The following is a 13,945-nucleotide window of genomic DNA, read 5'->3' as shown; positions in this document are numbered from 1 at the left end:
TAGGATACGTGATAGACGAAACCGTTCACAAGGGTGTGATGAAAGGTGCCGACCATGGCGATGTTCAAGACCGATCCCGTTCGTCCCGAGGCGTATCGACAGTTCCAGCGGCCTCTGCCCGAATGGTTCCGTGGCGCCGCGCTCGGGATCTTCGTGCACTGGGGCCCCTACTCCGTGCCCGCCTGGGCGGAGCCGACCGGCGAGCTCGGAGCGGTGCCGAGGGAGGAGTGGTACGCCCACAACCCCTACGCCGAGTGGTACGCGAACACGATGCGCATCGAAGGCTCCCCGGCTCAGATGCACCATGAGCGGGTGCACGGCGGCGCTCCCTACGACGACTTCCTCGACGCATGGAAGGCGGAGGACTTCGACGCCGAAGAGGTGCTCGCCGTGGTCGCCGCGACGGGCGCCGGCTACTTCATCCCCACCACCAAGCACCACGACGGCGTGACCCTGTGGGACGCCCCCGGGACGGACGGCCGCAACACCGTCGCACGTGGTCCGCGGCAGGACCTGATCGGAGCGTTCGCGGATGCCACGCGCGCGGCGGGACTGCGATTCGGCGTCTACTACTCGGGCGGACTCGACTGGCACTTCTCGGGGCTGCCTCCCATCGAGCACGATGACGACCCGGCTCCCGACGACCTCGCCTACGCCGAGTACGCCCACGATCATGTGATCGACCTGATCGACCGCTATCGCCCCGACATCCTCTGGGGCGACATCCGCTGGCCCGACGCAGGGATCGAGCCCGGCCCCAAGAGCCTCGCGCATGCGTTCCAGACGTTCTACGAGCGCGTGCCCGACGGGGTGGTCAACGACCGCTGGGGCGAATCGCACTGGGACTTCCGCACCAGCGAGTACGTGCACGGCACCGCGGTCGAGGTCGGCGAGGCCTGGGAGAACACGCGCGGCATCGGCCTGTCGTTCGGCCATAACCGCAACGAGACGAACGAGCATCTGCTCTCGGCGCACGAAGCCGTGCGCCTGCTCGTCGACGTCGTCTCGCGCGGCGGCAACCTGCTGCTGAACATCGGACTCGAGGCATCGGGCAGGATCCCCGAGCTGCAGCGGCAGACCCTCGAAGGGATCGGCGTCTGGAACCGGCATTACGGCCACGCCGTGCTCGGCGCGAGACCGGAAGGGCGGATGCCGGCATCCGACGAGCCCTGGATCCGCTGGACACGCACGGATGACGCGGTGCACGCCGTCGTCGATCAGACCGGTCCGGTGCGCCTGCCCGACCCCGATCGCATCCTCGACGAGGGCACGGCCCGCATCGGCGAGCGTGACATCGCGGCCGAACGCGTGGATGGTGGGATCCTGGTCGATGTGGAGGATGCCGTGACCCCCGTCGCGATCTCCTTCCGAACCCGGGACTGACGAGAGGCCTCTTCATGCGCATCGCCCTGCACTCCGAGATCCGCGATGGAGCGGTCGACGACTACCGCACCAACCATGCCCGCATCCCCGAAGCCCTCGCCGCGACGTTCGCGCGCATCGGCATCCACGACTGGACGATCTGGCGATCGGGACACCGCCTCTTCCACCTCGTCGACTGCGATGACTGGGATGCCGCCGTGGCTGCTCTCAAGGACGACCCGGCCGACCACGCCTGGCAGGCCGACATCGGCCGGTTCGTCGAGGTCTTCCGCGATGCCGATGGCGACGAGGGCACGGCGCCCCTCGAGCAGATCTGGGATCTGCGGGCTCAGGCCTCGTCCTGACCCCGAACCGTCATCTCGACAGGGTCGCCGAACGTTCGAATCGCGCAAGTGGTCGTGAATCGTGTCCGGACGCGGTCATTCAGGCGATTCGAACGTGCGCGGGCCGTGGCAGAGTAGCCCCGTGACACGGGCATGGGTGCGAGAGCTGGCCGGGTGGATGGCGGCCGCCGCCGTCTCGCTGATCACCGCAGCCACGGTGGCGGCGTCCGCCCGCGCCGAGCTGATGTTCCGCGACGGCGACTCACTGATCGTCGCGATGGTCGCCCGGTCTCTGCTCTCCGGAGAGCAGCTCGACTGGGCGATGTCGAGCGTGCTCTTCCTCCCCGAATCCGCCGGTTTCGCGGCTCTCGACGCCGCCCTCCCCCTCGGCGCGAACGGGCTCTTCGCGGTGAGCGCGGCCCTGAACCTGCTCGCCCTGTACGGGGCGATACGCCTGGTCGCGGGCCGGTCCCGCCCGGGTTCCGCTCCGGTGACCTGGTCGATCATCGCTCTCGCTGTCTTCGGCGCCCTGGCGATGACCGAGACGTCCGCGTCGCGCGACGCGCTCGAGCTGGCCTCATTGCAACTGACCACCACCTACTACTCCACGACGGTCGTCGCCGTGGTCCTCGCAGTCGGTGTCGTGCGGCGGATGCTCGATCGATCGCCCCGAAGCATCGGGCTCGCCGTCGCCCTCGGTGCCGTCGCCTTCGTCTCGACCCTCACCAACCCGCTCTTCGCCGTCTGGGCTACGGTGCCGCTGATACTCGTCTTCTCGGTGGCCGCGCTGCTCGACGCGGGCCGGCGGACCCGCATCCTCACCCCGTCGGTCGTCCTCGTCGGAGCGACCGGACTCGGCTTCCTCGCGCGTATTCCGTTCGCGGCATGGATCGCCAACACCGGAGCCGGATACGCGCAGCCCGAGCTCTGGCCGGAATCGATCGAGTACTACGGCGGGCTGCTCGCAGACCGTCTCTCAACCCCGCTCGGCATCCTCGCTCTGGTGATGACCCTGGCTCTCGTCGCGCTCGCAGTGGTCCGCACCGTCCGCGCCCCGGACGTCGGCTCGCGGCTGGTCGCCGCCGTGGCCTGGCTCATGCCGCTGCTGGTCGTCATCGGCGCCATCGCACTCGGCACCCACGCGGCGCGCTACCTCCAACCGGTCGTCTTCGCACCGCTGCTCATCCTCGTCGCCGCGCCCCGGGCGGTGACCTTGACTGTGCCCCTGCGCCGAGGGGCGGCCGTCACGGCCGGCGCGCTGCTCGTGGTCGGGGGCGCCCTCAGCATCCCCCGCCTCGCGGATGCCGTCCAGCAGCCCGACCCCGATCTCGCCTGCGTCACCGCCTGGGTCGACGCCTCCGGTCGCACCGGCGCAGGGCAGTTCTGGACCGTGCGGCTTCCGAAGCTGCACCTCGACGACCCGTCACAGCTGGTGCAGGTCGACCACCGGCTCAACGCCTACGCCTGGCTCGTGAATCGCACGGACTTCGCCGTCGGTGAGGTCTCGTTCCTCGTCGAGGATTCGCAGACGGTGCAGTGGGATCTCCCGGTGTCCGCCGTCCCTGACGAGGTCGTCGACTGCGGCCGGTACTCGATCCTCGACTTCGGCGACGCGACGCTGCCCCTCGGACCCGCACACAGCTGAGATCAGCGCGCGGGCGGTGCCGTCGTCGTTCCCTCGCGGAACCGACACGTGAGGTGCAGCGTGAGCCCGGGCTCGCCTCGCAGCATCCGGGCGACCTGCTCTCCCGCCGCGCGGCCCTTCTCGACGGCGGGCTGCACGCTGGTGGTGAGCACGAGGTCGCCGAGCCCGTCGGCGGCGATGCCGTCGAACCCCGCGACCGACAGATCTTCCGGAACGCGGAGCCCGAGCTCCTCCGCCGCGCGGATCACTCCGACGGCGATGAGGTCGCTCTGGGCGAGGATGGCGGTCGGTCGAGACTCGGCATCCGCCAGCAGCTGCCGTCCGGCGAGAAGCCCCTCATCGATCAGGCTGCCTCCGGCCGAGATCGCCGGAGCATCCGGGAAGATCTCGCGCATGCCGGCGAGGCGGTCGATCGTGACGTCGACGGTCGCGGAGTCGATGCGCTCCTGCGTGACCGGCCCCCGGTCGCGCGCGGTGTCGAGCGGCAGGGTGACGAGGGCGACGTCGCGGTGCCCCAGGTCGCGCAGGTGGCGGGCGACGTCGGCGGCCGCTGCGGCATTGTCGAGGGTGATCCTCGGGATCCCCTCTCCGGCATCCCCCTCGATCACGACGACCGGGAGACCGCGGCTGCGGACGATGTCGAGCGAGGCCTTGGTGCGACCGGAGCATCCGATGAGCACGACCGCATCGACGGGCGCGCTCGAGAGCGACGATCCGTCATCGCCCGGCTCATCGCGCATGAGCAGGATGCCGGCACTCAGATCGGCCATTCCATCGGTGAGGCCGTCCATCATCGCGGTGGTCACGGGGTCGAGGAACGCCGCCCGCAGGTGCCCTTCGAGCACGACAGCGACGATGCCGCTGCGTCCTCGTCGAAGAGATGCGGCACGGGGGTCGGGGCCGGCGTAGCCGAGCTCGGCAGCGACCGCGAGCACCCGCTCGCGCGTGGCCGGCGCGACGTTGGCCTTGCCGCTGAACACGACGGATGCGGTCGATGTCGCGACTCCCGCCGCGCGGGCGACATCGGCGATCGTCGCTCGGCGTGGGGTCTCATGACTCGTCATACTCCGAGGATAGCTCCCCCGGTTCCCTCGCATCGAATCGATTCGATATGCTGTGCATCATGGACACGGCTCTCTCCCGATCGCAGTACGTGCGCTGGCGCACGGCGATCTTCGCGATCTTCCTCGCCAGCGGTCTGTCGATCGCGACCTGGGCATCTCGTGTCCCCGACATCAAGCTCGCGCTCGAGGTCGACAAGGCTCAGGTCGGCATGCTGCTGCTCGGCGCGGGGATCGCGTCGATCATCGGAATCTCGACGAGCCCCGCGATCATGGCGCGCACCGGCGCACGCCTCGGCATGATGGTGTCGATCTTCACCTTCGCCTCGGGTGTCGCCCTGATCGGCATCGGAGCCAACGTGCTCGGCTCGTACGCCGTCGTGCTCATCGGCCTCGTGCTGTTCGGCCTGGGCAACGGATGCGTCGACGTCATGATGAACGTCGAGGCCACCGCGATCGAGCAGCACTCAGGAAAGACGATCCTCCCGCTGTTCCACGCCTTCTTCAGCTTCGGCACCGTCATCGGCGCAGGGCTCGGCGCACTCGCCGCACAGCTGCAGATCAACGTCTTCACCCACACGCTCGTCATCGCGGTGCTGATCGCGACAATCGGGGTCGTCAGCATCGCCAGCGTCCCCCGCCGCCAGGAGGCTCTCGATCCGAGCGCAGAGGCTGGCGAGAAGCCGCACTGGCGCGATCGGATGCATGTCGCGCTGTCGGCCTGGCGTGAGCCCCGCACATACGCGATCGGCGTGGTGATGCTCGGCATGTCGTTCGCCGAGGGCGGCGCCAACGACTGGCTCGCGCTGGGCGTCGCAGAGGATCACGGCGGCGGAACCGCGCTCGGCGCAGCCGCTCTCGCCACCTTCTCGGTCGCGATGACCGTCGTGCGCGTCTTCGGTGGGCCCCTCGTCGACCGTTTCGGCCGCGTGGCCGTGCTGCGCATCCTCGCGGTCGCGGCGGCATCCGGCATCCTGCTGTTCATCCTCGCACCCAGCCTCCCGCTCGTCTTCGTGGGTGCGGCGCTGTGGGGAATCGGCGCATCGCTCGGCTTCCCGCTCGGAATGTCGGCCGCGGCCGACGACCCCGCGAAAGCAGCCGCGCGCGTGAGCGCTGCCGCGACGATCGGCTACATCTCGTTCCTGGGCGGCCCGCCGGTGCTCGGCTTCATCAGCGAGCACATCGGCCTGCTGAACACGCTGTTCATCCTCGTCGGCCTCGTCGTGCTGTCTGGTCTGTTCTCGGGCGCAGCCCGGCCCCTGCGCCAGGACGAGATGTCGACGCCGCGCGTCGCCGCGACCTCGACCCGCGAGAACTCCTCCGTCCGCCCGACGAAGTAGGCTCGACGGGTGCGTCTCGTCATCGCCCGCTGCTCCGTGGATTACACCGGGCGGCTCAATGCTCATCTCCCGCTCGCCACACGTCTGCTCGTGCACAAGGGCGACGGGAGTCTGCTCGTGCACTCCGACGGCGGCAGCTACAAGCCGCTGAACTGGATGAGCCCGCCGTGCTCGCTCGCCTCCGAGGAACCCGGTGAAGAGGAGTCGATCGCGGGCGTCACCGAGGTCTGGCGCGTGACGCACAAGAAGACCGGCGACGCGCTGCGGGTGCAGATCTACGAGATCCTCCACGACACCACGCATGAGCTCGGCATCGACCCCGGCCTGCAGAAGGACGGCGTCGAGGCCGACCTGCAGCGACTTCTCGCCGAACAGGTCGAACGCATCTCCGACGGCGCGACACTGGTGCGCCGCGAGTACCCGACGGCGATCGGTCCGGTCGACCTCCTGGTGCGGGATGCCGACGGCGCGGCCATCGCGGTCGAGATCAAGCGCCGCGGCGACATCGACGGCGTCGAGCAGCTCACCCGCTACCTCGAGCTGCTGGGTCGTGACCCGCACCTCGCACCGGTGCAGGGCGTGTTCGCCGCACAGGAGATCAAACCGCAGGCTCGGGTGCTCGCCGAGGACCGCGGCATCCGCTGCCTCGTGCTCGACTACGACGACATGAAGGGCATCGAGTCCGGCATCCCCCGCCTCTTCTGAGGCGAGCTGCACAGATGTTCACCGCGGTCGGTCGCACCGTGCACTGCCCATAGGCTGGAAGACATGGCTTCCTCCCCTTACTCCTGCGTGCTCTGGGATGTCGACGGCACGATCGCCGACGCATCGGTCGGCATCCTCCGCCGTCTGAACGTCGCCCTCACCCACTTCGGGCACCCGGCGCCGACCCGCGAGGAGCTGGTGCACTGGATCGGGCCGCCGATGTTCGAGTCCTTCCAGGCGCAGGCGGGGATGACCCCCGAGCAGTCCGCCGAGGCCGTGAGCTTCTATCGCACTCTCGGCAAGGCCGATGGCTACACGACCGACGTCGTGGCCTACCCCGGCGTGCCCGAGATCATCCGCGATCTGCACGCCGCCGGTGTGCCTCAGGCGACCGCGAGCTCGAAGCCCGAGATCCAGGTCGACGCGATCATCGACTTCTTCGAGCTGCGCCCGTACTTCCTCACGACCGTCGGTGCGACGCCCGACGAATCGACCCTCGCGTCGAAGACCGACATCGTGGCCGAGGCCCTGCGCCGTCTGGCCGAGCGCGGCGCAGACGTGTCGCGCCCGGTGCTCATCGGAGACCGTCACCACGACGTCGAGGGCGGCAACGCGAACGGCGTGCCCGTGATCTTCGTCGAGTGGGGCTTCAGCGACACGCACGAAGGCGACGAGGCCGCGTTCCGCGCAGCATCCGCCGACGAGTTGCGCGCGCTTCTGTTGAGCTGACCGCTCAGGCCTGCCCCTCAGAAAGCACAGAACTCCCTGCCGGAGGTCGCAACGAGTTGCGGACCCCGGTCAGGGAGTTCTGTGATCGTCCGCTCAGAGCGGACGGATGTTCTCAGCCTGCAGGCCCTTGGGGCCCTGCGCCACGTCGAACTCGACTCGCTGGTTCTCTTCAAGAGAGCGGTAGCCGGATGACTCGATGGCGGAGTAGTGCGCGAAAACGTCAGCGCCGCCGTCGTCGGGGGAGATGAAGCCGAAGCCCTTCTCCGAGTTGAACCACTTAACCGTGCCCTGGGTGCTCATGTACTGCCTGTTCTGCTGGAAAGAAGCCGACGCAGGATGCCCCGACGTGCTCCACGCTAGTGGAGCACGCGCTGAGCGGAAGTCCCGAGGTCAGCCCGTAACCCAAATGTTGCACGAGCGGTAACCGTCGGTCACACAGGAGGCGCTCGTCTCGGCATCGAGAGGGGCCTGAAAAATGGTGTGGCCCTCACCGCGGGGGGAGCGATGAGGGCCGAAGACGACCGGAGGGTGCGTCAGATTCCAGCGTAACCCCTCCGCAACCCGTTTGTCCCCCATTTGGGGGACAAATCCGAAAAAAGTTGGAAAGTGCAGCGATCAGCGGCCCTCTCGAGCAGCCCGTTGGGGACAGAACCACTCGAGAGGGCCCAATCGCGTGCACGGATCGCCTTTGCCTCTGGGGAAGGCAGCCCGTCATCTGGGGTAGACGGAGACGATCAATCCCCTGTGCACGCACTCCCACACTAGGCGAGCACGCCCCGCGGCGCCATGGGGGTTGACCCCGGACGAGATCGGTGAGAATCTTCCGCCCGTTCGCGCCCGGCAACCGCGAGTAGCCTGATGACGTGACCATGCTGAACAAGGACATGACGCTGTGCATCTCGCTGTCCGCGCGTCCGAGCAACAACGGAACCCGCTTCCACAACTTCCTCTACGAGGAGTTGGGGCTGAACTGGATCTACAAGGCATTCGCCCCCACCGACCTCGACCAGGCGATCGCGGGCGTGCGCGGCCTCGGCATCCGCGGATGCGCCGTCTCGATGCCGTACAAAGAAGACGTCATCGCGCTCGTCGACCGGATGGATCCGTCGGCCACCGCGATCGACTCGGTCAACACGATCGTCAACGACGACGGCGTGCTCACGGCCTACAACACCGACTACAGCGCGATCGCCCAGCTGATCGAGCGCAATCGACTCGCCCCTTCTGCGTCTGTGCTGTTGCGCGGCTCCGGGGGAATGGCGAAGGCCACGGCCGCGGCTTTCCGTGACGCCGGGTTCTCGCGGGTCACGATCGCCGCGCGCAACAAGCAGCGCGGTCGCGGGCTCGCCGATCTCTACGGGTTCGACTGGACGGCGGATGCGGATGCCGTGACCGCCGACATCATCGTGAACATCACGCCGCTCGGAATGGCCGGAAGCGCAGACGAGCACACCGTGTCGTTCTCGGAGGCGCAGATCGCGGCGGCATCCGTCGTGTTCGACGTGGTGGCGCTCCCGGCCGAGACCCCGCTGATCGCCGCGGGACGCGCGGCCGGCAAGACGGTCATCACGGGAGCCGAGGTCGCGACCCTGCAGGCGCTCGAGCAGTTCGTGCTCTACACCGGCATCCGCCCGACCCCCGAGCAGGTCGCCGCTGCCGAGGAGTTCATGCGGGCGCAGTAGTCACCGCACCCGCACCTGTCGGGACCGGACCCCTCACGCGGCGACGGTCTGGAAGCTGCCGGTGGTGGCCGGCGCGGGCCTCCGTGCCGCGACCACCGCGATCACCATGACGACGAGGGCGGATGCCGTGATCGCGGCGCCGATCCAGATGGGTGAGGTGTAGCCGAGACCCGCGGCGATGCCGAGGCCGCCGGCCCAGGCGCCGAGCGCGTTGCCGATGTTGAACGCTCCGATGTTCGCGCCGGACGCGAGGGTCGGCGCTCCGCCGGCGTAGTGCATGATGCGGCTCTGCAGCCCCGGCACCGTGCCGAACCCAAACGCTCCCATCAGCACGAGAATGCCGATCGTGACGGGCTGCGACCACGCGAAGAAGCCGAACAGCACGAGTACGACGACGAGGGCGGCGATGAAGATCAGGAGCGTGCGGTCGATCGAGCGGTCGGCCAGACGTCCGCCGATCCAGTTGCCCGCCACGAGGCCCGCGCCGAACAGCACGAGCAGCCAGGGCACGGTCGTGTCGGCGAAGCCCGTGACACCCGTGAGCGTGTAGGCGATGTAGGTGAAGGCGCCGAACATGCCTCCGAACGCGAGGGCGGTGACGATGAGCGAGAGCCAGACCTGGCCGGAGCGGAAGGCGCGGAGCTCGCTCCGGAGGCTCACCTGCGGGCCGGTGGACTTCGGGGCGGTGACGAGCAGGGCGATGCCGGCGAAGGCGACCACGCCGATCGCGGAGATCACCCAGAACGTCGAGCGCCAGCCGAACTGCTGGCCGAGGAACGTGCCGAAGGGGACGCCGAAGACGTTCGCGGCGGTGAGGCCGGTGAACATGATGGCGATCGCCCGTGCCTTCTTCTCGGGGGCGACGAGCTCGGCCGCGACGACCGATCCGATGCCGAAGAACGCGCCGTGGCACAGGGCGGCGATGATGCGGCCGATCATGGCGACCGTGTAGTCGGGTGCGAGGGCCGTGAGGGCGTTGCCGGCGATGAACAGCACGATGAGTCCGAGCAGCACGGGCTTGCGCGGCAGTCGCGTCGTGGCGGCGGTGAGGCCGAGCGCGCCGACGACGACGGCCAGCGCATAGCCCGAGATGAGCCAGCCCGCCGTGGCCTCGGTGACTCCGAAGTCGGTGGCGACCTCAGGAAGAAGGCCCATGATCACGAACTCGGTGAGTCCGATCCCGAAGGCGCCGATGGCGAGTGCGATGAGTCCGAGTGGCATGGGTGTGCTCCGAAGTCCTCTGCTAAAGTAGTTGCAGACGCGGGATATTGCGTCACGAGGGATAATCATTGCACACGCAAGTATCCCGCGCAAGCAACTACTTCGGAGGTCACTGTGGGCATCTCAGACGACGCTGTCGAGATCCGGGCGCGCGGCTGGCGCACTCTCGCCGCTCTGCACGGCATCATCGAGGCCGATCTCGAGAAGGCGCTCGGAGCCTCGGTGGGTCTCTCTGTCGTCGAGTACACCGTGCTCGACGCGCTCAGCAGGCAGGACGGCTGGCACATGCGGATGCAACAGCTCGCCCGCGCGACGGCGCTGAGCCCGAGTGCGACGACGCGTCTCGTGACGCGTCTCGAGGACCGCGGGCTGCTGACCCGCATCCTCTGCGCCGACGACCGCCGAGGCATCTACACCGAGCTCACTCCGGCCGGCCTGGCGCTCTACGAGCAGGCGCACCCGATCCATGACGACACCCTCGAGCGCGCCCTCAGCGAGGCGGTGACGCAGCCCGAACTCGCGCCGGTCGTGCACGCACTGCAGGGTTCGACGGTCGATGCGTAGCCGCCGGGGATCCGGTCAGGATCCCGCCCGCGCCACGGTGACCTGGATGCTCTTCATCAGCGGCTGATCGCTCTGCGCGCTGAAGTCCTTGCGGCCGATCAGCACGTTCATCTCGGGCATGTAGCCGGCGGCGCTGCCGCGCGGAAGGTCGTACGGCACGGCGCGGAACGCCCTGAGCATCCGTGTCGATCCGTCCTTCGAGGTCGAGACGATGTCGACGAGGTCGCCCTCGACGAGCCCGCGGTCGCGCATGTCGTCCTCGTGCAGGAACACGAGCTCGCGGAGGTTCTTCACACCGCGGTAGCGGTCGTCGTTCGAGTAGATCGTGGTGTTCCACTGGTCGTGTGATCTCACGGTCTGCAGCACGAGTGTGTCGGCCGACTCGGGGATGACGTCGGGCAGCGGGGCGTGCGAGAACTCCGCGCGGCCCGACGGCGTCTCGAACACGCGCTCCCTGGCCGGCTGCGGGATGCGGAATCCGTGCCTGTCGCTCACGCGCTCGTTGAACCCCTCGAAGCCCGGCAGCACCTTCGCCATCACGTCACGGATCGTGTCGTAGTCGCCGACGTACCGGTCCCACGGGGTCTGCGTGTCAGGAAGCGTCGCCTTCGCCAGACCCGCAATGATCGCGGGTTCCGACTTCAGGTACGCGGATGCCGGTTGCTTGCGCCCCACCGAGAGGTGCACCATGCTCATCGCATCCTCGACCGTGACACCCTGCGGCCCCTGTGCCTGCTGGTCACGCTCGGTGCGCCCGAGGCAGGGCAGGATCAGGGCCTTCTCGCCGTGCACGAGGTGACTGCGGTTGAGCTTCGTGCTCACCTGCACCGTGAGTCGGCACTTCTCGAGACCCTGCGCGGTGAAAGGGGTGTCCGGGGCGGCGAGCACGAAGTTGCCGCCCATACCGACGAACACCTTGACCCGCTCGTCGTGCATCGCCTCGATCGTGCGCACGGTGTCGAGTCCAGGATGCCGCGGCGGATCGATGCGGCAGACCTCGGCGAGGCGATCGAGCCAGGCATCCGTCGGCCGGTGGTCGATGCCGCAGGTGCGGTTGCCCTGCACGTTGCTGTGCCCGCGGATCGGCGAGGGTCCGGCGCCCTTTCGGCCGATGTTGCCGCGCAGAAGTAGAAGGTTGACGATCTCGCGGACGGTGTCGACGCCGTGCTCGTGCTGGCTCACGCCGAGGCACCAGCTGATGATCGTGCGCTCCGACGCGAGGTACACCGCGGCCGCTGCGCGGATCTGCTCCTCGGTGAGTCCCGACTGGGTGACGAGATCGGGCCACGGCGTCGCCTCGACGAGCGCCCGATACGCATCGACGCCGTTCGTCAGCGACGAGAGGAACTCGGAGTCGAGCACGGAGGGGTCATCGGCCGCGGCCTCGAAGACGACCTTCGACATGCCGCGGATCAGCGCGAGGTCGCCACCGGGGCGCACCTGCAGGTTCATCGTGCTCGTGCCGGTCGCCTTGAAGCGTGCCATGTCGACGAAGTCGTGCGGCACGATCGTGCGGGTGGCCCCGGCCTCGACGAGCGGATTGACGTGCACCACCTGGGCACCGCGCTTCACGGCATCCGCCAACGCCGTGAGCATGCGCGGAGCGTTGGATGCCGCATTCACGCCCAGCACGAAGAGGGCGTCGCAGTCGTCCCAGTCGTGCATGTCTACCGTGCCCTTGCCCGTGGCGATCGAGGCCTTGAGTGCCCGGCCCGACGCCTCGTGACACATGTTCGAGCAGTCGGGCAGGTTGTTCGTGCCGTACTCCCGCACCATCAGCTGGTACAGGAATGTGGCCTCGTTGCTGAGCCGTCCGGACGTGTAGAAGGCGGCCTCGTCGGGGCTGTCGAGGCTCTGCAACTCGTCGCCGACCAGCGCGAACGCGTCGTCCCACGAGATCGGCACGTAGTGATCGGTGGCCGCGTCATAGGCCATCGGCTCTGTCAGGCGCCCCTGGTCTTCGAGATCGAAATCCGGCCAGGTGGCGAGCTCGGTCACCGTGTGCTCGGCGAAGAAACGACGGTCGACGCGCTTCCGCGTCATCTCCCACGTGACGTGCTTGATGCCGTTCTCGCAGATGTCGAGCTTCAGGTTGCCGAGGTCGTCGGGCCACGCGCAGCCCGGGCAGTCGTAGCCCGAGATCGGGTGGTTCATCTGGAGCATCGCGAGGGGCCCCGCGATCGGCTCGCGCTGATCCAGCACCACACGCCCCACCGACACCGCGGCTCCCCACCCCGCAGCGGGGTGACCGTACGGCTTGCGCGACCAGGCTCGATCGGTGCGCGGGCCGTATCCTCCCTGCCGCGGCTCGACCGGCATGAGACCGAATGCCGTGCCTGCGGTGCCCTGACTATCGAGCATGGCTCGCTCCCTCCGCAGCGGGTTCGGACGCGCCGATCCCCCCGCCGCCGACGCGCACCCGGTGCGCGTGCGTGTAGATGTTCATGGTTCGCCCGCGGACGAATCCGATGAGCGTCACCCCCGACTCGTCGGCGAGTTCAGCGGCCAGCGAGGAGGGAGCCGACACGGCGCTGAGCATCGGGATGCCGGCCATCGCCGCCTTCTGCACGAGCTCGAAGCTCGCGCGCCCCGACACCTGCAGGATCTGCCGCCGCAGGGGCAGCCGGTCGTTCAGCACCGCCCAGCCCACCACCTTGTCGACCGCGTTGTGTCGGCCCACGTCTTCGCGCAGCACGAGCATCTCGCCGGTGTCCGCGTCGAACAGCGCTGCCGCGTGCAGACCGCCGGTCTTGTCGAACGCCGCCTGCTCGGCACGCAGCCGGTCGGGGAACGATGCGATCTGCTCCGGGCCGACCTCGATGTCGTCGTCGACGACCGGATGCTGCGACACGGTGCGCACGGCGTCGATGCTCGCCTTGCCGCAGACCCCGCAGGAACTGGTCGTGTAGAAGCGCCGAGCGGCCTCGGGGTCGGGAAGCGGGACTCCCTGCGCGAGGCTGATGTCGAGCACGTTGTACGTGTTCTCCTGGCCGCCGGTGCCCGGACCGCCGCAGTGGATCGCGGAGTGGAAGTCGGATGTCCGCGCGATGATCCCCTCGGACACGAGGAACCCGGCCGCCAGCTCGACGTCGTGCCCCGGAGTCCGCATCGTGACCGCGAGCGGCGAGCCGCCGACCCTGATCTCGAGCGGCTCCTCGACGGCGAGCGTGTCGGCTCGCCGGACCGCACCCTCGCCGAGGGTGAGCTTCAGTACCGGTCGCCTCGTCGTGATCCGCCCCACACGAGCGAGCGTACTCCGCGGGGCTGCGATCGGGCGGGTGGCGGGATCGAC

General features: G+C 68.7%; 13 protein-coding genes. 8 read left to right on the top strand and 5 right to left on the bottom strand.

The features are described 5' to 3' along the window. The first annotated feature begins 54 nt into the window (after nt 1-54). The 3 genes from ACTJKH_RS09555 to ACTJKH_RS09545 all read left to right on the top strand — a co-directional run bounded on the left by ACTJKH_RS09555 (nt 55) and on the right by ACTJKH_RS09545 (nt 3,351). Nucleotides 55-1,383: an alpha-L-fucosidase gene (locus tag ACTJKH_RS09555; RefSeq protein WP_440736695.1), complete on the top strand. Its 1,329-nt coding sequence runs from the start codon at nt 55-57 to the stop codon at nt 1,381-1,383. Nucleotides 1,384-1,397: 14 nt separating this feature from the next. Next, entirely contained in the window at nt 1,398-1,727 is a 330-nt protein-coding gene (locus tag ACTJKH_RS09550; protein ID WP_210096523.1) for an L-rhamnose mutarotase, read from the top strand. A gap of 121 nt (nt 1,728-1,848) precedes the next feature. Next, complete coding sequence (locus ACTJKH_RS09545; protein ID WP_440736694.1) at nt 1,849-3,351, top strand: hypothetical protein; 1,503 nt, start codon at nt 1,849-1,851, stop codon at nt 3,349-3,351. Between the two features lie 2 nt (nt 3,352-3,353). On the opposite strand, the gene ACTJKH_RS09540 is transcribed toward ACTJKH_RS09545, so the two are convergent. After that, a complete protein-coding gene (locus ACTJKH_RS09540; protein ID WP_440736693.1) occupies nt 3,354-4,415 on the bottom strand; it encodes a LacI family DNA-binding transcriptional regulator in 1,062 nt (353 codons plus the stop codon). A 59-nt stretch (nt 4,416-4,474) separates the two neighbouring features. Here ACTJKH_RS09540 and ACTJKH_RS09535 point away from each other — a divergent pair, with 59 nt between their 5' ends. From ACTJKH_RS09535 to ACTJKH_RS09525, 3 genes are all read left to right on the top strand, one after another. Then, nucleotides 4,475-5,752: an MFS transporter gene (locus ACTJKH_RS09535; RefSeq protein ID WP_440736692.1), complete on the top strand. Its 1,278-nt coding sequence runs from the start codon at nt 4,475-4,477 to the stop codon at nt 5,750-5,752. A 9-nt stretch (nt 5,753-5,761) separates the two neighbouring features. Next, nucleotides 5,762-6,457, top strand: a complete 696-nt coding sequence (gene nucS / locus ACTJKH_RS09530; RefSeq protein ID WP_056310825.1) for an endonuclease NucS — start codon at nt 5,762-5,764, stop codon at nt 6,455-6,457. Between the two features lie 63 nt (nt 6,458-6,520). Then, nucleotides 6,521-7,186, top strand: a complete 666-nt coding sequence (locus ACTJKH_RS09525; RefSeq protein ID WP_440736691.1) for an HAD hydrolase-like protein — start codon at nt 6,521-6,523, stop codon at nt 7,184-7,186. A 93-nt stretch (nt 7,187-7,279) separates the two neighbouring features. On the opposite strand, the gene ACTJKH_RS09520 is transcribed toward ACTJKH_RS09525, so the two are convergent. Continuing rightward, entirely contained in the window at nt 7,280-7,486 is a 207-nt protein-coding gene (locus tag ACTJKH_RS09520) for a cold-shock protein (protein WP_042540947.1), read from the bottom strand. A gap of 563 nt (nt 7,487-8,049) precedes the next feature. On the opposite strand from ACTJKH_RS09520, the gene ACTJKH_RS09515 reads away from it, so the two are divergent. Further along, nucleotides 8,050-8,868 (top strand): shikimate 5-dehydrogenase, encoded by an 819-nt coding sequence (locus ACTJKH_RS09515; protein ID WP_440736690.1) that lies wholly within the window; start codon nt 8,050-8,052, stop codon nt 8,866-8,868. A 33-nt stretch (nt 8,869-8,901) separates the two neighbouring features. Here ACTJKH_RS09515 and ACTJKH_RS09510 read toward each other — a convergent pair whose 3' ends face one another. Then, on the bottom strand, nt 8,902-10,089 hold the full coding sequence (locus ACTJKH_RS09510; protein ID WP_440736689.1) for an MFS transporter: 1,188 nt from the start codon (nt 10,087-10,089) through the stop codon (nt 8,902-8,904). Nucleotides 10,090-10,203: 114 nt separating this feature from the next. Here ACTJKH_RS09510 and ACTJKH_RS09505 point away from each other — a divergent pair, with 114 nt between their 5' ends. Continuing rightward, the gene (locus tag ACTJKH_RS09505) at nt 10,204-10,653 is read left to right on the top strand and encodes a MarR family winged helix-turn-helix transcriptional regulator (protein WP_440736688.1); all 450 of its coding nucleotides are present in this window, start codon (nt 10,204-10,206) and stop codon (nt 10,651-10,653) included. Nucleotides 10,654-10,668: 15 nt separating this feature from the next. Here ACTJKH_RS09505 and ACTJKH_RS09500 read toward each other — a convergent pair whose 3' ends face one another. Continuing rightward, entirely contained in the window at nt 10,669-13,014 is a 2,346-nt protein-coding gene (locus ACTJKH_RS09500; protein WP_440736687.1) for an FdhF/YdeP family oxidoreductase, read from the bottom strand. Further along, entirely contained in the window at nt 13,004-13,894 is an 891-nt protein-coding gene (gene fdhD, locus ACTJKH_RS09495; RefSeq protein WP_440736686.1) for a formate dehydrogenase accessory sulfurtransferase FdhD, read from the bottom strand. Before fdhD ends, ACTJKH_RS09500 begins: the two co-directional genes overlap by 11 nt. Nucleotides 13,895-13,945: the final 51 nt, after the last annotated feature.

Source organism: Microbacterium sp. 22215 (assembly GCF_052045655.1).
Taxonomy (GTDB): domain Bacteria; phylum Actinomycetota; class Actinomycetes; order Actinomycetales; family Microbacteriaceae; genus Microbacterium; species Microbacterium phyllosphaerae.
The sequence above is the reverse complement of the archived record's forward strand: the minus strand, read 5'-3'. Positions and strand labels throughout refer to the sequence as shown.